Raw genomic sequence first — 22,945 nt, 5'->3', positions numbered from 1 at the left:
GTTCCACCGGCACTTGGCGGTGGAACGGGGTGGCCCCCGTTCACGGCTACTCGATCGACTCCTGGGCTCACCGGTCCGGGCTAGCTCTTCACGATGCTGTATTTCGGTTGGGCTATGCGTTCGAAGTCGGGGACCGCCGCGAGCGGGATCGCCGTTTCGGTTCCGCCCTTCACGTCGGAGTTGTTGAGGATGGGCACGTTGTACTTGACTTCCGGATGTGCGAGGACAAAGTTCTTGAAGTCCTTGACCTTCACGTCGATCTGGATGATCCCGCGGCCGCCTCCTCTCCTGCCGCCGTCGCTGGCTAGGCCCGCGTAGTAATCGGCCGTCTCCAGCTGCTGGGTCATGTACAGGGCCTCCCCCCTCTCACCTGGTGCCTTCTGCTGGTTCATCGTGAGCCGGCCGAGATCGAGGTGCTGTTCCGCGACGATCTGGTCGGCGTCATAGCTGGTGGTGCCGCGGTAGAACGTGATGGTCGCGTCGTCGTCCGGCTCGTTGGTGGGGGCGGGCGGTGGCGCGGGGACCGTTCCCGGCGTTGCGGCGGTGGTGGGTGCCGGCGGCGTCGTGGTGTTGGTGGGCGGGGTCGCGAGATGTGCGTTGTCGCCGGAGTGGTCGGTGCCCCCGTTCAGCACGCCGACCGTGAACAAAGCGGCGCCCACCGCGATGACGCCCACCACGGCGCCGACAACGGCTCCCGGCGGTCCGCCGAGTGCGGCGCCGGTGCCCGCGGGGACGAGAACCACCCCCACGAGCTTGCCGGTCGGGTCGTTGTAGATCAGGGGGTTGTTGCGTGCGTAGGTGTAGGCGGCCAGGTCGCGGGGCTCGTTGCCGCCGACGCCGTCCAGGTAGTCCGGGAGCATCGGGTCCGTGCTCGCCCACAGTTGGGTGCGCGGGTTGTAATAGCGCGCCCCGTAGTAGTAGAGGCCCGTCTCCGCGTCGAGTTCTTTGCCGGTGAACTGGTACGGGGTGTCGGCGGCGCCGGTGTGTTCCTCGACCCAGGTCTCGCCGTACGGGAAGTACTCCAGGTGCTCCGTCACCTGGCCGTTCTTGTCGGTGACGTAGCCCGAGGAGCCGAGGTGGTCGGAGTGGAAGAACTGCTGCTCGTCCTCGATGCCGGCGGTCTTCACCGTCTGGGTGGTGACGCGGCTGTCGCCGATGAAGATGTGCTTGTAGCCGGTGGTGTCGCGTTCGCTGTAGTAGCGGTTCGGGTAGAGCGACAGGCCCGCGGTGCCGGCCTTGACGACGCGGTCGCCCTTGTCGTCGTACGTGTACGCGACGGTGGCGCCGGCGCAGCCGCCGGGGTCCTGGGTGACGGTGCCCGCCGCGGTGTCCTGGTTGCAGGCGAGGCGGTTCTCCTCGTCCCAGACGTACTGGCGGTGCTTGTCGGCGGCGGCGGTGTTGCGGGTGCCGGTCAGGTTGCCGTTGGCGTCGTAGTCGTTGGCTATCGGGCCGACCGTGCCCGGGCCGTGGGGCTTGCCGGGGCGGTCGTAGGAGTAGGTGTAGTCGTAGGTGGTGCGGTCCTGGACGTCGGGCCCGTTGTTCGGGTCCTCGACCGGTTCGATGGGCCCGGTTCCGCCGCCGGCCGGGAGGGCCGGGGCGCTGCCGCCGATGATCTGGTGGGTCTGGGTCTTGCGGGTGGTGTTGTGGATCGAGTCGTATTCGAGGCTGAGTGTGTAGGAGTTCTTCGCCGCGTTCTTGTCCGTGTAGGTGCCGGACGCCGAGGTGAGTCGGTACAGGTCGTCGTAGCCGTACGTCTGGGTGCTGGGCCCGCCGATGGCGCCGCCCTGGGGCGCGTTGTTGGTGAGCGAGGTGACGTTGCCGGTCTTGTCGTACGTGTAGCCCAGGTCCTGGAAGGCCGTTCCGCCCGACGGCGTGGACTTCAGGGTGGCGAGGCGGCGGTCCTCGGCGTTGTAGGTGTAGGTGGTGCGGACGCCGTTGCCGGCCTGTTGGAGGACCTTCTGGCCGAACTTGTCGTAGGCGATCCGGTCGACATACGGGTAGGTCTCGCCGTTCTTGGTGCCGGTGGCCCGGGTGACCTTGCCACCGGAGTCGTAGCCGTAGGTGAGGGTCTCCCCGTCCGGATAGACCATCGCGAGGACGCGGTTGGTGGCGTCGTAGCGCCAGGAGGTCTCGTAGGTGCGGGGGGCGCCCTGCACCGCGGTGACGGTGCGGGTCTCCTTGGCGACCTCCCCGAGGGCGCCGTAGACGCGCTTCACCGTGCCGGCGGCGTCGCGGACCTCGGTGACGCGGGAGGCGGCGTTGCCGGGGGCCCCCGGGGCTCCGTACTCGTAACTGACGTCGTTCGCGGGGAAGGTCGGGTATCGGATGGCCTTGAGGCGGGAGTACTCGTACTCGTACTCGACGGCCTTGTCGGCGGCACGCAGGTTGGCGGTGATCTTGGAAGTGACGTTCCCGGCGAGGTCGTAGCGGGTCTCGGTGCGGCCCGCGTCGGGGCTGTCGTAGGAGACGCGTCGGCCCAGGCCGTCGTACCCCGCCCTGGTCACGTTGTTCTTGTCGTCGGTGACGGCCGTGATCTGGTTCAGCGGGTCGTGGGCGTAGCTCGTCCACACCGGCTGGGTGTCGTGGAACTCCTTGACGGCGGTGGTCACTTCGCGCGCGTCGGTGTAGGTGACGCGCGTCCTGCCGTTGGCGTCGGTGACGGTGGTCGCGAAGCGGGTGGCGCCGGACCGGTCGGGGCCGAAGCCGTGGGCGGTGCTGGTGGTGGCGCCGTCGGGCTGGACCGTCTTCACCGGCCGGTCGAGGACGTCGAAGGTCTGCTTCGTCGGCGCGACCGTGTCGTAGGCCGGGTTGAAGGTGGTGTTGGCGGCGCCCTTCGGCTCGGTGAGCGGGTAGTACGACGCCACCGTGCGGCCGAGGGCGTCGAAGGTCATGCGGCCGGACACCGTCATGACGTCGCTCGGGTCGGCGCCGGGTGAGGCGGCGACGGAGGCGTCCTTCTTCTCCTGGAGGAGCCGTTGGAGGCCGTCGCTGAAGGTGACCGTGTCGATGGTGTCGTCGCGGACGCCGTCGGCGGCCCGGTCGAGATGCCGCGTGGTGGCGTACGGGACGGGCGCCTCGGGGTGGTACCCGAAGGTGATCGTCGCCTGGCCGGTGCCCTGCTCGTAGGGGCTGGTGACGGTGGCGAGGCGGCCCGCGCTGTCGTACGTCATCGTCACGGACTGGTTGTTCTGGTCCGTGGTCCGGGTGGGGGCTCCGTACCGCAGGTCGTAGGCGGCGGTGGAGCGGTAGCCGAAGTTGTCCTGGACCGACTCGATCTGGACGCCGACGACGGGGTCGTAGGCGTAGGTGAGGGTGGAGCGCTGGCCCGCGGCGTTCGGGGGTTTGGTGACCGTCTTCAGGTTGCCGTCGAGGTGGTAGGCCATGTCGGCGACCGCGGCGGTGGTGCCGTCGAGGTACTCGCGTACCTGGCGTACCTCACCGGTGGCGCAGTCGACGTCGCTCGCGCGGTGGCGGAGCACGTTCCCGGCGGCGTCCTTCTGGGTGATCTCGTCGGCGATGCCGGTGCGGTTCGCCGCGCGGCACTGCGCGTCGGAGGCCGTGTAGGCGTAGGTGGTCTCCAGGTCGTCGGTGGTACCCTCACCGCCGGTGTCGAAGACGCGGGTGACGTTGCCGTAGGCGTCGTAGGCCAGGTGGGTGGTCGTGCCGGACCCGGCGGTGGCCGCGCCTTCGTAGTCCTTCAGTTCGACCTTGGTCAGCTGCGGGAACACGGTGGCGGTGCGGCCGTCCGGCGGGGCGGCCTCGCCGGAGAGGGCGTCGACCAGCGTGTAGGTGTTCAGCGTCTCCTTGTACGGGTGCCCGGCGCCGTCTGCGATGAGGCTGCGGGTGAGGAGTCCTCGGGTGACGAAGCCGTCGGTGCGGAAGTCGTCGGTGCGCACGCGCAGGACGGCGTCGCCGGCGCCCGGGTCGCGCTGTTCGGTGATCACCCGGCCGAAGCCGAGGAATTCGCGTTCGGCGCGGTGGTAGGTGCCCTGCTCGTAGCGGTAGGTGGTCGAGCGGGTGTCCGCGCCGTCGCCCGTGACGCCGTCGAACACGGAGACGCGCGCGAGCACCCAGCGGCTTTCTGGCATGGCCGCGGTGTTGCCGACCCGGGTGTAGTCCAGGTCGATGCGGGCGCCCATCGGGCGCGTCACCGAGCGCAGCAGGTTGGTGCGGCCGGTCTTGTTGACGGCGACCAGGAGTTCGTTGTCCCGGGTGGACCTGACGTGGTCGACGAGGCCGTCGCCGTTGACGTCGCGCAGGCTGGTTTCGGCACGGCTGATGCCGGTGGACGCGTTGGCGCCGGGGTTGAAGACGAAGATGCCGACGGGGGTGGGCAGGCCGACGGTGAAGTACACGCCCGCGCCGAGACTGGCGTTCTTGTCGACGGCGATCTCGGGGAAGCTGCCGCGGAAGGGGGCGGGCGCGGTGAAGCCGGTGCCGGTGTTGAGCGCGACCTTGATCGGGTTGGCGCCGTCGGTGAACACCCGGTCGGTGAGGCCGTCGCCGTTGACGTCGAGCATGCTCGCGTTGGTGTACGAGGTGCCCAGTTCGGCGGACAGCCCGCCCGCGAAGCCGTAGCGGTCGACGTTGAACCCGAGGTTGACGCCGACGTTGCGGGTGGACGCGTCGTTGACCGGTCCGGCCGACCAGGGTTCGCGGGCGGCGAAGGAGTAGCCGAGGTTCAACTGGACGTCGCCGTTGCCGAACACCTTGTCCGGCAGCCCGTCCCCGTTGATGTCGATCAGGTCGACGCGGACGTCGGACTCGCCGCCGCCGAGGCTGCCGCCGATGCCGAGCGAGGGCTGGATCGCGCCGGTTTTGGCGGTGTTGGCGCTGGTGCCCGCGTCGGGCGCGGCCATGCCCAGTGCGCTGGCGATGGTGGCGGTCTCGCTGCCCGCGGAGAGCGACACGTTGCCGGAGACGTTGTCCGCCTCGCGGACGTTGCCGCCGAGGGTGCCGCGCGTGGCGCCGAGCGCGCCGGTCATGTCGGAGAACTGGATCTCCTTGGCGCCCACGACGTCGGGGTAGCGGTCGCCGTTGAGGTCGAGGTAGTCGACCGAACCCGCGGTGATCCCGCCGACCACGGTGCCGCCGAACGGGCCGGCCGCGAGGGTGGTCGACACCTGGCCGGTGACACCGCGGCGCATCACCGCCCGGTCGCCCGCCACGTCGGCGTCGGTGACGATGTCGATGGTGTCCGCGCCGAGGCGGGAACTCGTCGCCATCGCGGCGGTGACCCAGGAGGAATCGTCCTGCGCGGCCCAGCCGCCCTTGGCGGGAACGGGGGCGAACACCGCCAGCCGCGGCATGGTGAGCCGGGGGTTCGCGGCGAAAGGCGCGACGTCCGCTTCCTTGGGCTCCTTGGGAAGTGCGTCCTTGAAGCTCTGGTCCAGCGTGAGTTCGGCCTGCTTGATCGGTTGGGTGGCGCGGTCGCGGTTGCCCTGGTAACCGATCACACCCCAGCCGCGGTAGGGCTGGGCGAAGGCACTCTGCCCGACGGAACCGTGCATGGCGCTGGGCGCCGGGGTGAAGGCCGGCCAGCCGGAGGTCACGTCGTAGGTGACCGACGCGGACTGCTCGACGAGACTGCCGAGCATTCCGGTCTCGGGCGTGGAGTAGTCGATGTAGAGCTCGTCGCCGGCGGTGACCGGCACGGTCAGGTCCAGGTTCCCGTTCAGGCCACCGAAGTAGGTGTCCTTGGCCTGGAAGATCCGTTTGCCGAGCAGTTGCCCGTCGCGCTTCTTCACCGTGAACGCGATCTTGGCCTCACCGAAGAGCCCGAAGTTGAGGGAGATCTTCGGCCGCACCTTCAACTGGCCGGTCTTGGTCGCCTTGTAGGACTGCTGCGGCGCGGTGAGGGTGTCCGCCGGGAACATGTCCATGTCGTACGGCGGGGTGATCACCAGCGTGGGGTCGCCCTTGGCGTCGACGACCGACTCGACCCCCTGCGCGGCCGTGTAGTGCGCCTTCGGTACCCAGCTCACCGCCGAGGCGTCGATCGGGGAGTCGGTCTTCAGCTTCCACGACATCTTCTCGAACATGCTGACCGGAATGCTCACGTCGATCGCGGTGGTGCCGGTCGACGCGGCGGGCAGGACCTTGCGGAACACCTCCGCGCCGGGGTGGACGCCGTTGCCCTTCTCGATCACGACGGTCACGTCGTCGGAGGTCGCCTTGGACTTGACCACGTCACCGGTCAGCCTCAACGTGCCGTTCACCGGCACGGTCACCAAAGACGGCCTGCCGCCGAAGGTGAAGTCGGCCGACGCGCGGAAGACGGTGTTCGCCAGCCCGTTGACGTCCGTACCGGCCGGCAGGTCGGTGTAGGTGACCTGCGGATCCCACGCCACGGTGTCGTACTTGCCGTCCAGAATGGACTGTGTGCGGAAGTAGAGCGCGTCTCCCTTCTTCACCGGAATCGACGCCACATTGCCCGGGGTGAACGCGGTGTGGTCGTCGGGGCCGATCCGCTGCGCCCAGAGTTCGGCGTCCTTGTGCTGGATGGTGACCCGCACGCCGTCGGCCTTGGTGTAGGCCGCCCGCGCCGGGGAGGGGTCCTGGGTCAGCTGTACGGGGCCGTCCACCCGGACGTTGCCGTCGAACGGCGCGACCCAGCGGCGCACCGTGTCCAGCAGCGGCGAGTTGTCCACCTGCTGGTTGAACTGCGCGGTCTGGTCGCCGACGATCTCGCCCGTCACCGCGCCGGCCCCGATCGGCGCCGGGGTGCGGGTGGAGTCCGCGCTGTAGGCGGGCTGCCCGTTGGCGTCCAGGTAGCCGAACAGCACGCCGCCGTTGTTCACCAGGTCGGCGATGCCGTCGCCGTTGACGTCGGTGAAGAACCGGTCCGAGGTGGTCGTGGTGCCCACGAAGTCGAGTTGGGCCGAGGTGGTGAGGATGTACGACTCGATGCCGATCGTGCCGGACAGTGTGCGCTCGGTCGAGATGCCGGGGAGGCCAGTGAGCTTGACCGGCGTGTCGCCGAACTTCGGTTCACCGCCCGGTTTGGCCAGGTTGGGCCGGTAGTACACGTCGTTGCCCTTGCGGAACACCTTGTCCGGCAGGTTGTCGCCGTTCACGTCGGCGAGCGTCGACAGGCCGTCGGACTGGCTTGCGCTGAACCCGACCTTGAGCCCGACGGAACCCTCCTTGGTCGGCAGGCCCTGCACGTTGTAGCCGGCGTACAGGTGCGCGCCGAAGCCGGCCGAGGTGTTCGCCGAAATCGTGCTGGCCTCGCCTTCGCGGATGTTCACCCCGAGGTGGTCGTCCGGCACTGACCACGCCGCCGGGTCGGCGAAGGCGTTGTAGTTCCCCGACGGGTCGCGGATGTCGTCGTAGTAGTCGAAGACGTGGGTGTTGAACACGCGGTTGTCGTCGCCGAACTGTGCCACCCCGGTCAGCAGCGTCTTGGCGAACGCGCCGGTCCGGTAGTTCAGTTCGTAGGCGCGGATCAGCTGGTCATCGAGCTTGACCTCGATCCGGCGCAGCAGGTCGGCGGTCACCCGCTTGAGGCCGAACCGGGCGTCGATCTGCACGTCCGACCGGCGCGGCTCGTTGCGCTCCCGGTCCCGGATGAAGGTCACCGAGTAGCGGCCCTCGGTGTCGCCCTGGCCGGTGTACGTAATGCGCTGCGGGTAGAGGTTGGTGCCCGGCACCGTCGAGTTCGCGCTGCCGCCGTCGCTGACGCGGGCATAGCGGTAGCGCATGACGTTGTCGTGGCCGTCGCGGACCTCACGCGCCGCCCACACGGCCGTGTTGCCCGCGGCGTCGGCCAACGTGGTGTCCGGCGCGCCGCCGAACAGCACACGGGTGCCCTGCTTGTCGGTCACCTCCCACCAGTAGTTGGCGGGCTTGTCGCCGTGCCGCACGACCCGGTCGAACCGGCCCTCGACCCGGGTGTGGAAGACCTTCTCGGCGGTGCGCGGCTGAACCGGTCCGCCGTGCGCCACCGGGGTCAGCTGCTCGCCGTTCAGCAGGTAGGTCTCGGTCTCCAACCCCGGGTCGTACCGCGGCACACCCCACCGGGTGTCCACCGTGATCGACGGGATGCCCAGGTCCCACCCGACGCCGAGCCACCCGTTCGCGGCCTGCGAGTTGTACGCCAGCGCCAACTGCGGCTCCACGCCGGCCCGCCCCTTGGGCAGTTCCAGCGGATACGACAGACGCGCGTCACCGGCGCTGTTCGCCGACGGCGCCTCGACGAGGTTCACCTTGGAGCCGGGGGCGGCCGCCTTGATATCCTTGATCTGGTTCGGGTTGAAGGACGTCCCCTCGGGCCCCTCCGGCCTGGTGACCGCCGACCCCGCGTCCGGCCCCGCCGTGGCGGCTCTGGCCAAGGCTTCGGGCGAGCCGGCCCCGGACAGGACGAGCGCCATGATCAGGACGAAGATCACGCCCGTCCGGCCACGGAGCGCGCGCTGGACAGTCATCTAGGAGCCCCCATACCGCCGGGTGTTCTCGAGCACGAGTCATCCGACGACCCCCGCCCCCCGTTCCACCGAACGGTATTTCGCAGGCGGGTTCATGCGTACACGCTTTCCGGTCAAGGTCGGCCCAACATGGATACAATCCGACAACGGGGTTCTGGAGGTGCCGCTTCTGGTTCTCGTTCATGCAGGTCAGGCATATGCCGGTATCCACGAATGGCGCCCTCTGGACGCACGTTTCCGCGAAGGTGCAGACACCGGATCTCGTCGGAGCCGGTGATCATTCAGGGCACGGATCGTCGCGGCACACCTGGTCGAGCGTTCGGTGTGGCCGGTATTCGGCGTAGTGCCGGAACAGCTGTGCCGGCGACGCCCGGTCCGCCGGTGACGCACGGCGGCCGCGACGACGCGCGTGGAAAGACGGTGAGGGACCAGGGCGCCTGGCCGTGCTTCGCGGACGAGGCCGGCCAGACGCTCCGCCCGCCCGAGGCGCTCACCTGGTCCCGGCGGGGCGACCCTCCCGTGGTGAAGGTCTGCGGCAAGGGCTCCGGGCGGATCTCCCTCGCCGGGATGGTCTGCGCCAAGGCCGGCGAGCGGACCCGGCTGATCTTCCGCGGCGCACCCACCGCGGACGCAAGGGCGACCTCAAGGGCTTCCGCGAGAAGGACTTCGCCCGCCTGCTCGACGACGCGCACCAGCAGCTCGGCCGGCCGGTCGTGCCGGTCTGGGACAACTACACCCACCACGTCGATGCCGCGATGCGCGAGCTGATCGCCGCCCGCTCTTGGCTCACCGTCTCGACCAGCGACTCGTCGTCATCGAACGAGACCTCACCGTGGAGACCCGCGTCCGGGAAGCGGCCGAGGCGTCGGCGGTCGCTGGTCGGCGGTGGCTGGTCGGCGCGTTCCTAGCACTACTGGTCGCGGCCACGATGCAGCTGTGGCTGCTCTCCAGGAGCGCGCACGCGTAGGCATCTGGCGCCGAGTTACACCACCACCTGGTGCGCGGGGGAGAAACGCGAACCACATTTTGGCAATGCCTCTGAGCTTGTCGTTTAACGTCCAGCTTCGACCAAGCGGCTCCGGTGATCACTCGTCCGGGTGTTCCCGGGACGACGGTGCGGCGTTCGCGTAATCCTGAACTCGACTAAGAGGTACAGGACTGATACGAAGGCCGCAGTGATGAGTGTGGTGCAGCAGGGTGTGCAGGGCGAGCCGTTCGCGGAACTGTCACGCTTCCGGGGGTCTTCTACGACTGCCTGACCGGGCGGCGCGACGCGCTGTTCGATGCGCGTGTCGGCAGGTGGATTTGCCAGCAGAGGGGCAGCGTCTTGTTGTGCCGCCGGGGAGAGCGCTACCGCGGAAAACCGGGTGCCCGTGCCGTGTCCGCCGGGCACAATCGTCGCCGATGCCTCAGCTGATTGCCGACCGGTTGCTCGCTGCCGTCGAACCACTGCCCCATTCGCTCCGGCTGCGCGAGGTGGCCCGCACCGCCGCGGCCCTCGCCTCGTCCGACCTGCTGGCCCTGCTCGCCGAACTGGACGGCCGTGGCCTGTATGAACGTCGGCTCGCCGCGCTGGCCGCCTTCGCCGGACGGCAGGCTCGCTATTTGGTCGACCGGATCGATGACCCCGACCCGGTGGTGCGTCGCTACGCGCACCGGGGGATCGGGGAGCTGCCCTTCCCGGGCGACGACCTCGAGTTCACGATGCTCACCGCTTCGAAGGCGGTCCGCGACGAGGTGGCCCGCGCCATCCTGCGGGCCGGGCGCACAGCGGTGGCCGAGCGGTTGATGCCCGTCATCCGCAGACGCTGGGGCGCCGCCGAGGCGGCCCGGCTGCTGCCGGTCTGCTCGGCCGAGGTCGTCGCCGCCGAACTGCCGATGATGGCGCACGCGATCACCTTCTCTACCTCGCTCGGACGCCGCCGCCCGGGCGCCGTGCTGGACGAGGCCGAGCGCCAACTCGCCGATCTGCCGTACGGGTTGCGGCAGGCTTTCTGGGAGTGGCACGCCCTCGGACTGGCAGCTGCCGCCACCCGCGAACCGGCCCGGGTGCTGGAGCTGCTGGAGCGCCACCCCGTGCGCACCCTGCCCGGTCCGCTGCGCGACCGGCTCGCTGACCTCGCCGCCGTCTGCGCCGAGCGGACCGTCCGCCTGCTGCTCGCGCTCGACCGGCACCGCTACGACCCACCGCTGCGGGCCAACGTGGCCCGCCAACTGGTCGAGGCCCGGCCGGACGGCCTCGCCGCGCTCGCGCACCGCCACCACAAGGACCACCTGGCGCTGCTGCGGCAGATGCCCCCGGCCCGGCGGGCCGCCTTCTACGACGAGGTGGCGGCGCTGCCCGGCCCGTACCGCTCCTGGTACTCCGTCGAGGTCCTCACCGTGCTGCCCGCGAAGGAGCGGCATGTGCGGACGCGGGCCCGGCTGGCAGCGGACAGCCAGGACCTGCTTCCACTCGCGCTGCTGCGGGTCGCCGAGGCACGGCCGAGGCTGCTGGCCGAAACCCGCGAGGCCGATGCCTGGGACCGCGGCTGGGCCTGGGCACAGCTGGTCCGCCAAGCCGAACTGTCCGGGGAGCCAGGTGCCCTGCTCGAAGCGCTCGAGCTGCTCACGCGACTGCGCAACGAGCAGGACCCGGTCCGCCGTGAGGCGCTGGACGCGGTCGCGGCGGTGTCGCCGGGGCTATTCGACGACGCCACCGCAGAGCCGCTCGAGCGGCTCACCAAGGACGCTCTGGCGGCCCGGGACTGTTCGGTCGGCACTCGCGCCGCGCTCGTCCGCCTCGCCGGGGCGGTCCTCGGCGAGCACGCGGGCGGGCCGGCCCGCGAACTGCTCGCCTGGGCCATCCGCACCATGGAACGGACCGACGGCGCCGGCCTCACCCTCCCGCCATGTCGCGAAAGCGCGGCGGTCGATGAGCTGCGGCCCGCCCTGGAACGCTCGGCACGGTCCCGGGACGCCGCACTTCTGCTCGCGCTGGCCGAGACACTCGGCACCCGGGCACGACGAGCCCCCGCCCTCGCCGAGCTCCTGGAGCGCGTCCTGCACTCGGGTGGCGACAGCGCCGTCGAACGGGCCGCCGCCCAGCTGCTGTGCGACCCCGTCACCAGCCCCGAACGCGTGGCCAGGCTGCTCGCGCTGAGGCCGTCGACCATCAACCTGGCGCCGGTGCGGGCCGTACTGACCCGGGTCCGCACCGATTTGCTCGGCCCCCTGCTCACCACGGCCTTGACCGCGGCCGACCTCGTCCATGCCGACCGCTGGCTCCCCGCGCAACAGCGCGCGGCCGTCGAACAGCTCGCCCGTACGGTCGGCGACCCCGCACGTGCGCTGGACGAGCGCGCCGCTGCCCTGCGCGCCGCCGCCGGGATCCCCGTCCACGGCGAGGCTCTGCTGCGCCGGTACGCGGACTCGGCCGAGACCGTCCTCGCCGAGGCCGCGCTCTCCGCGCTGCCCTGGACCGAGCGCCCTGCCGGGGCAACGCCCGAGTTGCTCTCTCACGCTGCCGACGACCGAGCCCGAGTCGCCCTGTACGCGGCGGGCCGCGCCGCCCGTTTCACGCCGAGCGCCGAACTCGGCCCGGAGCTGCGCCGGATCGCGCTCGATCCGCGGGCGAAGGTGACCAGCCGCAAGCAGGCCGTCCGGCTCGCCGCCGAGTACCTGGTCCTGGCCGACGCGGCCGTCCTGCTGCGCGAGGCGTACACCGCGCCCGAACAGCACCAGGACGTCCGCGCCGCCGTGCTGGCGACGGTCGGCGAACGGATCGCCGACCTGCCGCTGTGGGACGTGCTCACCGACGCGGCCGACGGACCGCAGGGGCTGCGGACCATGCTCGTCCAGCACCTGCGCGCGCACGAGGTACCCACTGAGCACCGCCCCGCGTTCGCCGGTCTGATGGCCCGACTGGCGATTGACGACGACCTCCTTGTCGCCGCACCCGCGCGCGGGCAACTCGTCGCCTGGGGCCGGCACGTGCCGGAGGCGGTGCGGGCACTCGTCCCGCTGGCGACCGACCTCGCCGAGCGGGACCGGGGGGAGGGAGCGGCCCGGGTTCTGGCCGGGGTGGCGCTGTCGGACGCCCCGCACCCACTCGGCGGCTGTGCGCCGGGCAGTGTCCTGGCGGACGCCCTGACCGCGCTGATCGAGACCGTGCACGCCGGGGAACCGGCTCTCCCCGGTCGTGATCAGCCGGCCCGGCGGCGGATCGCCCTGCTCACCGGCTCGATCTGGAGCCCGGACGCCTCTGCAGAAGCCGTCCGGGCCACTCAGCGCGCGGTTGCCGTACTCCTGCTGACCGAACCCGTGCTGCTGCCGGAGGCCACCCGCCGACTGGTCCCCGTTCTCGACCTGGACGCCCCCGACCTGGGCGACCGCCTTACCGAGCTGGCCGTCCTGGTCGCCGACCGTCCGGCGCTGGCGGTGGCCACCGTCGAGCTGCTGCGCCAGTACGCCAGGGGACAACGGGAGGCTCCCGAACACGCCTTGGCGGCCGCCCGCCGACTGGCCGCCGACGATGGGCTCGCTCCCGGCCTGTTCGCCGTCGTACTGACGACGGCCGGGGAGCAGATCGGCTGGCCCACCGCCTGGCGGGAGGTGCTGCACACGCTGCGTCGTCATCCACTGCCGGACGTCCGTGACGCCGCGCTGGCGGTATTCACCGATCCAGCGTGAGAGGACCCTACGGGGGCTTACGGCTCGGCTCGGACGCGCTCGGGGTCGAGTCGAAGGTCCTGGTAGGTCCAGCAGTCGGCGACCAGCGTGGCAACCTCCGCGCCGCACGGGCAGATGCGGTTGCTGCCGCTCATGCCGTCGGGTCCGCAGCAGCCGACGTGGCGGCGTGGGTCAGGATGGGGGAGCAGACCGATGGTGTCTTCGGGGTGGAGTACGAACGTGCCACAAGGACCACCGGGGACGCGGATGTTCGCCGGCGCGTCGGAGGCGGGGGCGGTCGGCGCGACGTAGGGTGCGCCGAAGGGCTCGGGATCGACGGCGTAGGTGCCATGGGCCAGGGTGACACCCGGCTCGTCGCCCACGTCCCGATCCGCGTAGCGCTGCTCGGGCAGTTCGTCGAGCCTCCGCAGCAGCCCGGTGAAGGGGCGGCCGCACGTGCGGCAGAGGAAGACGGTCACCTGTGCACCCTGGGACTCGCCGGTCCCCGCTGACGACGGCTTTCTGCAGCGCTCGAGCTGGGGTGCCTCGCAGCGAACAGTTGGACCGCGTCTGACCAGTGCACGCGGTCAGAACCGGCGCAGGGCCTCGGCGAGGTCGGTGCCCAGGCGCTCCAGAAGGATGATTTCTCGGGTGTCCCGCAGCAGGTCTCCCACGTACCAGGTCGCGTCGGCTGCCGAGCGCACGTAGCAGTACGTGGCGACCTGGATGGCGTGGGTGGGAGCGATCTCGGCCGGGCACCCGTCCTGGGGCGGCGCCAGGACGGCCCAGTCGAGCGTCAGGGCCCGTGCGGTGGGGCAGCCGGTGGCCGCGCGGAGCCGGGCGTGCGTCCAGCCTTCGGGGAGGAGGTGGTCCGCAGGGTGCGGCTTGGTGGGGAGGAGTTCGGTGACCGCATGGGCGAGACGGGGTCGGAGGTAGTCACCGTCGCGCTCGATGCCGACGATGCCCGCCACGAACTGCATTTCGCGTACGCCGTCAGGACGGGTCCATCGGAAGGGGACCTTGGCGACGTGGGAGGGGAAGGCGTTCTCCAGGTAGCTCTCGCCGCGGCGCCAGCGGAAGGACTCCTTGGGCTTCGGCCCCGCGGGGGTCTGCGTGTGGGCGAAGAGCATCGTGATCCAGCCGGACACGTAGTCGCCGCCGGAGCGTGACTCCCACTTGTAGAGAGACCGCCAGAAGTCCTCGTCCACCTGGCCTCCGGCGGCGGTCGCCGCGATCTCGTCGAGCACCGGGCAGAGCGCGTCGAACCAGGTACGCAGTCCGTCGAACCAGGGCGCGAGCTCGCGGACCCGCTTGGACAGGAGCCTCCAGTCGTCGGCCGCGCCTTCCAGGCGGATGCGCGGGATCCCGCACAGTGAGAGCCATTCGAAGCGGTAGTAGGGGCTGACCACGGACATCAGCGCGACGAGCGCCGAGGAGATGTCATCGGCTGAGGTGGTGCTGAAGCGGGGCAGGAACAGGTCGGTGACATCGGGGCCCAGCTTCTCGCGGAGCGGTTCGAGTACGAGCCGGATGGAGCGGCTCCAGTCCGGCTCCGGGTCGAGCAGGCTGTCGTCGCGGACCTGGATCTCCTGGCGGTGCCCGGGGGTGTCGGTGAAGAGACCGGCGTAGAGGTCGGCGTTGAGCCGTACATGGACGGCGACTTCGTGCACCACCGTGAACCACAGCACGTCGGGTGAGAGGCTCAGCGGCAGGTGGGCGGCGAAGCTGAGATGGACGGCGCGCAGCAGCAGGCTCCAGGTCGGCTCGGCCGCCGGCGCGGACGCGCCTTGCTCCGGACCGGACACCAGCGTGGCGGTGCTGCGGTGGTGCAACCGCACCGGCAGCCCGGAAACGGCCTGCAGGAACGGTTCGTTGTCCACCGTTCGCAGGATGCGAGCCAGCGCCTCGGCGGACTCATCGTCCGGCACCGCGAGATCGATCACCGCCGCAGCCGAGTGGTGAGCCCTGGCGTCCACCGGGCCGACGTTCCGCTGCGCTGGCAGTACCCGGCCGCAGACGGCGCAGGTGAAGTCCCCGTCCTTGACCACATTGTTCTGCCCGCAATCGGGGCAGCACCGGAAGACGAACGCGTGCGTGAATCCGTCGGGCCGCTCGATCCCGGCCCGGTCGAGCGCCTGCGCGACGGCGGGCCAGCAGCCGGAGTCCGGACAGTACCCGGTCGACAGGTTGCTGACCTCGCTCACCCGCCAGCCGCCATCCGGCCGGCGAGCGAGGCCGATCTCGCCGGCCGCGAGTACGTCCGCCCCACCGGCGCACGCCACGTGCTCACTGCGGCGCGGTGCCAACAGCAGCACGCCTTCCAGGCAAACCACATAGGTGAACGGCTCGTCGAGTTCGGCCGGGCGCTGCGTCGCCATCCAGCGGTCCAGGTCGTGGGGCGTGCGGATGCCACATCCCGGGACCCCGCTGTTCGCGACCTCCGCGGCCAGATCCGGCGGCCCGACATATCTGAACGGCGCAAGGGTTCCAGTCATCCCGACAAGGTAGGGCTCACCCGACGGAAAGTCACCAGAGATTCCAGCAGGTCACGCTCGGGTTCTCGGCACGCCGGGGGCCGGATCAAGGAGCACCCGGGAGCCTCCGGGCCTTGCCGTAACACTGCCGCCGCCGACCCCTCCCTCCCCACTGGCGCGATGAGCGCGATCCTGCCCTGAGCCGCAGACAGCTCGTGCTCGTCCGGTTGTCAGCGGTGGCCTGTTGAATGTCCGCCATGAACGTTCACGACCTGGTGTCCGCGTTGGCCGATCCCGATGTCCTGCGTGCCCGGTGTCGGGCGCTGACGCTGCTCGACGTCGTGCTCGACGGCTTCGCCCCGAAGCACGGCTACTTTCCGGGCTGGCGTGAGGGCGTGGACCTGGCCACGATGGAGAATGGTTCCGGTGATCTGTACGGGATCGTCTTCGATCCGGCCGGGGTCTTTCTCTACGGCTTCGACCACGAATGCGACGCCACGCCGTGGCGGGAGTGGCCCAGGGCACACTGGCCCGGGCTGCTGGAGGGCATGCCCGCCATGCTGGCGCACTACCCAGCTGATCCGGAGCTGCAGTTCGAGGGCTTCTTCGACGCGACGGTGTGTGCCTGGCGCGAGACGGGCGCGACCTCGTGGCAGTGCGGTCCTGTGGTATTCGAGCCGGGGGAGTCCGATGGAGCCGGGTGGCTCTTCGGGGTGCTGACCGATGGAAGTGCCGAGGCCGTCTGCAGTGACGCGGAGGACTACTATGAACGGCCCGTCGACCGGCAGGCTGTCGCCGCCCTCCTGGCGGGCGCCCCGCTGAACCCTCGGACGGTCGGCGCGCTCAATCCGGCGGCGGACTTCGAGGCGATAGCCGAGCGCGCCCGCCTACTTGGCTACGCGGTGGCAGACGCCTGAACGAGCGGACGGCTGTGCCTCCGCTTGTTGGTGCTCGTGAGTAGGGTGCGACCGCAACGTGGCCATCGCTGTAGGGAGGACCCTTGGGAGCCAAGACGGTCTGCTTGTGTACGCCGACGGAGACGTGCCGTGCCGCCTGAAGCAGGTGGGTGAGGCGGACCTGAGGCAAACGACCGCCATGATGCGGCGCCTCTACCCGGGCTGGGTGATCGAGGCGGCTGGCGGCTCGACCTTGTGGGACGGGTTGTACCCTCCGGACGGTCTGGCCTACGCGGAAAGCTGGCCGGGCGTGGAATTGGTCTGCGATCGGTGTGTGATGGTTGATCTGCCGTCGCGACTCCCGGGCGAGCTGGTGGCGGCGAGCGCGGGCCGGCGGATGGTGCTGCACGCGATGCACAGCGTGGTCGACTGGTTGGCCTTCGGTGTTTGGGAGGACGGGCGTCTCATCCGCTCGCTGAGTCTGTCCCCGGACAGCGGGATCGTCGAGAACATCGGCGAGCTGCTTCCCTTCGAACTGCCCTACTGGTCCGGGGAGCGCCCGGCCCGGGTCATTCCGTGGCCGGACGGGGACGACGAGCCGTACGCGCTGCCGTTCCACCCGCTGGAGATGGGCGAGGACGCACTGCGTGCGCCATGCGGGTTCATCGTGGAAGGCCGCCCGGACCCTGGCGACGTGGATGCGGACGCCATCGGGCTTCACGGTTACCTTGTGCGGGACGCGGACGCTCCGGATCCCGCCGTGAAGGAGGCCGCGCTCAGAGCGGCCGTGGCGTCCACGGGCCCGCCGAGTGCCTATGTGCTGGGCGCTGACGGCACGTTGATCAAGCGGGACGCTCTCTGACCCATGGCTCCACCGTGACGGTGGCACCAGCTGCGCGCAGATCCTCGGCATGCCGTCGCGCGGCCTTCTCCTCGATCCCTTCGAAGAGCAGGACCGGGGCCCTGACCTGCGCGATTCGGACTGGTGAACATCAGCCAGACGCCCGTTCGACCGCTGGGGGTCAAGTGGTTCTCGGAGAGAGCAGTTTCCGATCCGCTTCGGTGTTTCGGTCTGTGAGACCGGGGCCCTGCGGCCGGAGCCGGCCGGTCAGTCGTCCGAGTCCATGCTACGAGGTCCGGGCCCTCGCGGGGCCAGGCCCTGGGGTGAGGGTGTTTTCGTTGGCGCGGCCGGTGGCGTAGTCGTCGATGTTGCGGGTGGCGTCGATGAGCTGGCTGACGGCGGTGTGGGTTCTTCGTAGACGTCGAGGCCGACGCCGGAGAGGCGTCCGGCGCGCCGGGCCTCGGCCGGGGCGGTGCTGTCGATGAGGCCGCCGCGGCTTGAGTTAATGAGGATGGCGCCGTCCTTCATCGGGGCCGGCGGGGCGAGGTCGATGAGGTGGTGGGTGGTCGGGAGTAGGGGGACGTGCAGGCTCACCAGGTCGGCGCGGGTGAGGAGTTCAGGTCGTTCGGTGTAGTGCATGCTGAGTTCGAGGAAGGTGGGGCTGGGCGCGAACTCCGGTGCGAACCCCCAGCCGAGGAGTTCGGTGCCGAAACCGGCCGCGATCCGGCTGGAGCACTGGCCGATCCTGCCGGTGTCGATCACGCCGACGGTCATCCTGTGGATGTCGTGGCCGAGCAGGCCGTCGAGGCGGAACTCGAACTTCCGGGTGCTGGTGGCGGCGCGGGTGAGTTGGCGGTTGACGTCAACCCGCCTGGGACGCCGGTCCCACCGAGATCGACAGCAATCTGGGCGGGGACCCCGGGTGGAGCCTCAATGCGGAGCAGGACGAATTCGGGCTTCGGCAACTGCGGCAGGGGCTGGCTCACGGGAGGACCTTCTCCCGATGGACCGCCTGGCAACCCCCGTAGGCCCGCGAGACGGGCGACTCATGTCGGGCGGCCGGTCCTGACATCCCCCAATCAGGTTCAGTGGCGCCGGGCTTGTCGACGACGGGCATGTCGCTCAGCTCTTGATCAGCGGGGCGTAGGGCTCATCGTCTGGCGTGAAGATCAGGATGAAGTCCTTGCCCGCCTCGGTCGCGACCTCGCGCAGGCGTGCCAGGACGTCGGCCTCAGTGGGAAGGTCGAAGTCGGCGCTGTCGCCGGAATCGTGACCGTTTACCAGGCCCAGAGCGACGATGCGGCCTCCGTGCTCCAGTGACAGCCTGAGCCGCTCCCGGGCCCGTCGTCGTGGACGGGCCCGGGAGCGTGCCGGTCGGTGCGGAACGGATCGGGTGTCGGATCAGGTCAAGTCAGGTCAGGTCAACTTGACCGACGCGTCGTCGACCAGGAACGCGGTCTTCCCGCTCGTCGAGTGCGCGACCAGCTTGATGCCGACCGTCGAGCCGAACTCGGCTGCCACGTATGGCGTCAGGTCGAAGGACTGGATTCGGTAGCCGTTGGTCGCGTCCAGGTTGGTCCACGTCTTCACGGTCGCCAGGTAGTTGCCGCTCCACTGGTCGTACAGCTCCAGCGAGAGCGTGTCCGCCGGCGGGCCTCCGGGTGCGGAGGACCCCTCGGTGCTGCCGGTGATGTTCAGCCAGAAGGAGAGGTGCTCCCTGGTATACCCGGGGGTGGTTTCCACCCACTGGGTGATGGAGTCGTCGTTGGCGGTGTTCTGGCCGAGCCACGCGTACGTCGAGCCGCTGTGCGCCTGGTGCGCGGTGGACGGCGTGATGATGTTGTACCCGGACGGGTTCCAGACGCCGTGGTCGGCGGTGTGGTTCTCGAAGCCTGGGTCGTTGAGCTGTTCGATCGGGGTGCAGCCGCTCTGCGGGCCGTGGAAGAAACCGGCCTTGAAGGTCTGGCTCTGGGTGTTGCCCTGGTCGTCGCGGCCGGTCACGGTGATGGTCTTCCAGCCGGTCGCGCGCGTCGTGCCGGGTCCCGCGGCAACCGCGCCTACCTGCGTAGACGCCGGATCAAGGCGGTCATCCCGGAGAAGAGAGACCAGGCCGCCAGCAGGAAGAGGAAGGGCAGTAGGGGTGGCCGGCCGGTCGGCCACGACGCGGATCTCTACAAGGAGCGCAACACCGTCGAGCGCCTGATCAACAGGCTGAAGGCCTGGCGAGGCATCGCCACCCGCTGCGACAAGAAGCCCGAAAGCTACCTCGCCGGCCTCCACCTCCGCGCCTCGATGATCTGGGTCGACGACCTCCTGCGAGACGCCGACTGATCGCAACCTCACACAGGCTCCTAGCAGCCGGCGCAGCTCCTCCGGCTCCAGGGCCTCGACCTGGTGTCGAGCGACAACACCACCGGACAATCCGTCAATTTGGACATTGCGGCCAAATTGTCAAATGTCTGTATTTCCCTGATACTGCGCTTGTGGATCCCCGAGTCGAGGATGACGCTGGATGTAGAAGTACATCGAAAGAAGGTGTGACCATGTCATTCCTCGCAAGTATCCGTTCCTTCGTGCGCGACGGTGGAGACTACGGCGGTCGCGGCGGTTACGGTTTCGACGACTTCGCGCGCGACGGTGGAGACTACGGCGGTCGCGGCGGTTACGGCTACGACGACTTCACACGCGACGGTGGTGGTCGCGGCGGCTATGGCGGCTATGGCGGGTACGGCGACTGGGGCGGCGGGGGCGACTGGAACGACTAGTTGCCCTTAGTAGTTGCACGAATCCATTGTGAGAGCGGGCCGGGCAACTGTGCCCGGCCTTGCCGCTGGGTCGGGGGCCGGGGCGGGGCGAGCGGGAAGACCGTGAGATGACCAGGAAACGCTACCTGCGGTTCGTGCTGCGACGGTTTCTCACGGTCGCCGAGACCGCCGACCCAGCTATGGTCCCCACCGCACCACCGGTTCCACTCCGGGAGGTCTTCCAGCGTTTCTGGCCGTATACCAGGGGCGGCCGCCGCTGGCTGGTGGTGCTGCTGGCGCTGGTCGCGGTGGCTCCGGCGATCGAGGTGGCGGAGATCTGGCTTTTCAAGATCGTGATCGACGACATGCTCGTTCCGCACCGGCTGAGCCTGTTCCTCCCGATCGCCCTCGCGTACGCCGTGCTCGCCCTGCTCTCCGGAGTACTGGGATTCGCCGACCGGGTGACCTCCACCTGGGTCAGCGAGCGGTTCCTGCTCATCCTGCGGTCGGACGTCTTTCGGCACCTCCAGGGCCTGTCACTGGGGTTCTTCGAACGGCGGCGGCTCGGCGACGTGCTGTCCCGGGTGACCGGCGACATCGACGCGGTCGAGACCTTTCTGCTCTCCGGGCTCGTCAGCGCGGTCAGCCAGGCGATGCGGCTGGGCATCTATGTCGGCGTACTGCTGGTGCTGCGCTGGGAGCTGACACTGACCGCACTGGTCGCCGCACCGCTGTTCTTCCTCGCCGCCCGCCGCTTCGCGAAGCTGATCCGGGCGGCCTCGCGCGAGCGCCGCAGGCGCGCCGGTTCGATCAGCGCCGTCACCGAGGAGTCGCTCGGCAATATCGCGCTCGTCCAGGCGTACAACCGTCAGGACTGGGAGCATGCCAGGTTCCAGCGCGAGAGCGTCGGTCGGTACCACGCGGCGATGGCCTCCACCCGGATCGGAGCGCTCTACGGGCCGACGGTCGACTTCATCGAACTGCTTGGTGGCATGGTGGTGATGGGGCTCGGGGCCTGGGAGCTGGTGCACGGACGGCTCACGCTCGGCGGGCTGATGGTCTTCCTCGCCCTGCTGAGCAGGCTCTACGGCCCGATCCAGCGCATGTCCGGACTCGGCGCCACCTTCTACGCGGCCTCCGCCGCGGCCGAGCGGATCATCGAACTGCTCGACCAGCGCGCGCAGGTGAGCGAGGCGGCCGCCCCCCGGGCGATCGGCCGCACCCAGGGCGAGATCGAGTTTGACGACGTCACCTTCCGCTATCCGGATACGGAAGCCCCCGCGCTGTCGGGCGTGTCGTTCAAGGTGGCGCCTGGGGAGATGCTGGCCCTGGTCGGCGCCAGCGGCGCGGGCAAGTCCACCGTCGCCAAGTTGCTGCTGCGCTTCTACGACCCGGACGGCGGCACGGTCCGGCTGGACGGCCTCGACCTGCGCGAACTGGCCCTCACCGAGCTGCGCGAGAACGTCGCGGTGGTGCTCCAGGAGACCCTGGTCTTCCACGGCACCGTCCGGGAGAACATCGCCTACGGACGCCCGGAGGCGAGCGAGGACGAGATCCGGGCGGCCGCCCGGGCTGCAGACGCCCACGGGTTCATCAGCCTGCTTCCGGACGGCTACGACACCGTGGTGGGCCAACGCGGCCGGCTGCTCTCCGGCGGCCAGCGCCAGCGTCTGGCCATAGCCCGCGCGATGATCCGGGACGCGCCCGTCCTCGTCCTGGACGAGCCGACCACGGGCCTGGACGCCGAGTCGACCCGGCGGATCATGGGCCCGCTGCGTCTGCTGATGGCTGGCCGCACGACGGTCATCATCTCGCACAACCTGCTCACCGTCCGAGACGCTGACCAGATCGTTCTGCTCGAACAGGGCCGGCTCGCCGCCCACGGCTCGCACGACGAACTCATCGCCCGCAGCTCCGCCTACGCCGCCCTCCACCGGCTGCACCACCCGCCGGACGCCCCCGTCAGGTCCGTCTCCTGAGCCCTCCCGTGGCTTGAAGGTGGCACACCCCGGTGGCCAGCGCAGAGTCGGCACCGCGCCGCACGCCACCAGGCCGACCGCCACGCCGGACAGGTCGCCGAGCCACCCCTCGGCGATCTCGGCGAGCCGTGCCGGGACCGGCGCCGTGCGGCCGAGACCGATCGCGAGGCGGCACACCGCCGGACCGGCCCCGAACCGACCTCCCGCGCGCCGGGCAGCATGGCCATCGACCGTTCTTCTCGCTCTGAGGTCCACCGGCGCCGACCGCCCCCGTGAGGTGCCGCAGCTCGTGGCGCAGCCGGAAGCCGTGGACGACCTCGGTCACCCCGATCGCGATCAGCATGATTCCGGTGACCAGGGTGAGTACGGTGAGGGAGGAAAACGGCGAGACGATCAATACCACGCCGGCGAGTAGGCTGATGATGCCCAGGAAGATCTGCCAGCCCCGTGCGGGCACGACCTCGACCGACACCGCCGAAGCAATGATCATGATGCCGCGCAGCAGCCAGCCGAACCCGATCCACAGGGCCAGGAGGAGGATCGGTTCCGCCGCGCCACGGAGGCAGACCAGGCCCAGCAGCACCAGCAACGCGCCCGATACGAAGTGCAGGGCCCGAAGGTGTCCCGGGACGTGGCCGCCGAAGGTGGCGGCGAGATGGAACGCGCCGGTAGCCAGCAGGTAGATGCCGAACACCACGCCGACCACGCGCAGCGTGGCACCCGGCCACGCCAGCACCACCACGCCGAGCACTACCGCGGCAACCGCGGTGGCGATCAGCAGCTGCCAGGCCGCATCAGCGAGGGCCCTGATCGCGCCGCCGTATGGCAGGGTGTCATGGGCTCCCGTATTCGGCTCGGTGGTCGAACGCGGCCCATCAGAAGAGCGACTCATCGTCACCCTCCTCTCATGGTGTGAGACCGCGTTTGAGATCTGC

11 protein-coding genes and 3 pseudogenes are annotated in these 22,945 nt (G+C 70.0%); 8 read left to right on the top strand and 6 right to left on the bottom strand.

Annotated elements, in window-relative coordinates; translation table 11 throughout:
- Positions 1-80: 80 nt before the first annotated feature.
- Positions 81-8,426 (bottom strand): SpvB/TcaC N-terminal domain-containing protein, encoded by an 8,346-nt coding sequence (locus ACZ5OX_RS23300; RefSeq protein WP_465632599.1) that lies wholly within the window; start codon positions 8,424-8,426, stop codon positions 81-83.
- Positions 8,427-8,837: 411 nt separating this feature from the next.
- Here ACZ5OX_RS23300 and ACZ5OX_RS23295 point away from each other — a divergent pair.
- The 3 genes and pseudogenes from ACZ5OX_RS23295 to ACZ5OX_RS23285 form a co-directional block, all read left to right on the top strand.
- Positions 8,838-9,220, top strand: a pseudogene (locus tag ACZ5OX_RS23295) (IS630 family transposase); the annotation flags it as partial.
- Entirely contained in the window at positions 9,208-9,393 is a 186-nt protein-coding gene (locus ACZ5OX_RS23290; protein WP_465632746.1) for a hypothetical protein, read from the top strand. The pseudogene ACZ5OX_RS23295 and the gene ACZ5OX_RS23290, both read left to right, overlap by 13 nt.
- Before the next feature lie 437 nt (positions 9,394-9,830).
- Positions 9,831-13,097, top strand: a complete 3,267-nt coding sequence (locus ACZ5OX_RS23285) for a hypothetical protein (protein ID WP_465632598.1) — start codon at positions 9,831-9,833, stop codon at positions 13,095-13,097.
- A 17-nt stretch (positions 13,098-13,114) separates the two neighbouring features.
- Here ACZ5OX_RS23285 and ACZ5OX_RS23280 read toward each other — a convergent pair whose 3' ends face one another.
- Positions 13,115-13,555, bottom strand: a complete 441-nt coding sequence (locus ACZ5OX_RS23280; RefSeq protein WP_465632596.1) for a hypothetical protein — start codon at positions 13,553-13,555, stop codon at positions 13,115-13,117.
- 108 nt (positions 13,556-13,663) lie between these two features.
- Positions 13,664-15,571, bottom strand: a complete 1,908-nt coding sequence (locus tag ACZ5OX_RS23275) for a DUF4419 domain-containing protein (RefSeq protein ID WP_465632594.1) — start codon at positions 15,569-15,571, stop codon at positions 13,664-13,666.
- A gap of 236 nt (positions 15,572-15,807) precedes the next feature.
- On the opposite strand from ACZ5OX_RS23275, the gene ACZ5OX_RS23270 reads away from it, so the two are divergent.
- Together ACZ5OX_RS23270 and ACZ5OX_RS23265 are read left to right on the top strand one after the other, a co-directional pair.
- Complete coding sequence (locus ACZ5OX_RS23270; protein ID WP_465632592.1) at positions 15,808-16,467, top strand: hypothetical protein; 660 nt, start codon at positions 15,808-15,810, stop codon at positions 16,465-16,467.
- A 106-nt stretch (positions 16,468-16,573) separates the two neighbouring features.
- On the top strand, positions 16,574-17,308 hold the full coding sequence (locus tag ACZ5OX_RS23265; RefSeq protein ID WP_465632590.1) for a DUF6928 family protein: 735 nt from the start codon (positions 16,574-16,576) through the stop codon (positions 17,306-17,308).
- A 246-nt stretch (positions 17,309-17,554) separates the two neighbouring features.
- On the opposite strand, the pseudogene ACZ5OX_RS23260 reads toward ACZ5OX_RS23265, so the two are convergent.
- Both ACZ5OX_RS23260 and ACZ5OX_RS23255 read right to left on the bottom strand, forming a co-directional pair.
- A pseudogene (locus ACZ5OX_RS23260) lies at positions 17,555-18,088 on the bottom strand (NAD(P)-dependent oxidoreductase); the annotation flags it as partial.
- 615 nt (positions 18,089-18,703) lie between these two features.
- The gene (locus tag ACZ5OX_RS23255) at positions 18,704-19,288 is read right to left on the bottom strand and encodes a hypothetical protein (protein WP_465632588.1); all 585 of its coding nucleotides are present in this window, start codon (positions 19,286-19,288) and stop codon (positions 18,704-18,706) included.
- 9 nt (positions 19,289-19,297) lie between these two features.
- On the opposite strand from ACZ5OX_RS23255, the pseudogene ACZ5OX_RS23250 reads away from it, so the two are divergent.
- The 3 genes and pseudogenes from ACZ5OX_RS23250 to ACZ5OX_RS23240 form a co-directional block, all read left to right on the top strand.
- Positions 19,298-19,618 (top strand): annotated as a pseudogene (locus tag ACZ5OX_RS23250) (IS5/IS1182 family transposase); the annotation flags it as partial.
- A 212-nt stretch (positions 19,619-19,830) separates the two neighbouring features.
- Positions 19,831-20,052: a hypothetical protein gene (locus tag ACZ5OX_RS23245; RefSeq protein ID WP_465632586.1), complete on the top strand. Its 222-nt coding sequence runs from the start codon at positions 19,831-19,833 to the stop codon at positions 20,050-20,052.
- A gap of 107 nt (positions 20,053-20,159) precedes the next feature.
- Complete coding sequence (locus ACZ5OX_RS23240) at positions 20,160-22,010, top strand: ABC transporter ATP-binding protein (RefSeq protein WP_465632584.1); 1,851 nt, start codon at positions 20,160-20,162, stop codon at positions 22,008-22,010.
- Here ACZ5OX_RS23240 and ACZ5OX_RS23235 read toward each other — a convergent pair.
- Complete coding sequence (locus tag ACZ5OX_RS23235) at positions 21,994-22,902, bottom strand: HdeD family acid-resistance protein (RefSeq protein ID WP_465632582.1); 909 nt, start codon at positions 22,900-22,902, stop codon at positions 21,994-21,996. The two genes, ACZ5OX_RS23240 and ACZ5OX_RS23235, sit on opposite strands and share 17 nt — an antisense overlap.
- Positions 22,903-22,945 lie beyond the last annotated feature (43 nt).

This window comes from Kitasatospora sp. NPDC032121 (assembly GCF_055580145.1).
This window is presented reverse-complemented; position numbering and strand designations above follow the sequence as displayed.

What these genes read in the sequence shown, in the direction of transcription:
- ACZ5OX_RS23300 (WP_465632599.1), bottom strand. Translation starts at nt 8,426, where the DNA reads ATGACTGTCCAGCGCGCGCTCCGTGGCCGGACGGGCGTGATCTTCGTC.
- ACZ5OX_RS23285 (WP_465632598.1), top strand. Translation starts at nt 9,831, where the DNA reads ATGCCTCAGCTGATTGCCGACCGGTTGCTCGCTGCCGTCGAACCACTG.
- ACZ5OX_RS23275 (WP_465632594.1), bottom strand. Translation starts at nt 15,571, where the DNA reads ATGACTGGAACCCTTGCGCCGTTCAGATATGTCGGGCCGCCGGATCTG.
- ACZ5OX_RS23270 (WP_465632592.1), top strand. Translation starts at nt 15,808, where the DNA reads ATGAACGTTCACGACCTGGTGTCCGCGTTGGCCGATCCCGATGTCCTG.
- ACZ5OX_RS23245 (WP_465632586.1), top strand. Translation starts at nt 19,831, where the DNA reads ATGTCATTCCTCGCAAGTATCCGTTCCTTCGTGCGCGACGGTGGAGAC.
- ACZ5OX_RS23240 (WP_465632584.1), top strand. Translation starts at nt 20,160, where the DNA reads ATGACCAGGAAACGCTACCTGCGGTTCGTGCTGCGACGGTTTCTCACG.
- ACZ5OX_RS23235 (WP_465632582.1), bottom strand. Translation starts at nt 22,902, where the DNA reads ATGAGTCGCTCTTCTGATGGGCCGCGTTCGACCACCGAGCCGAATACG.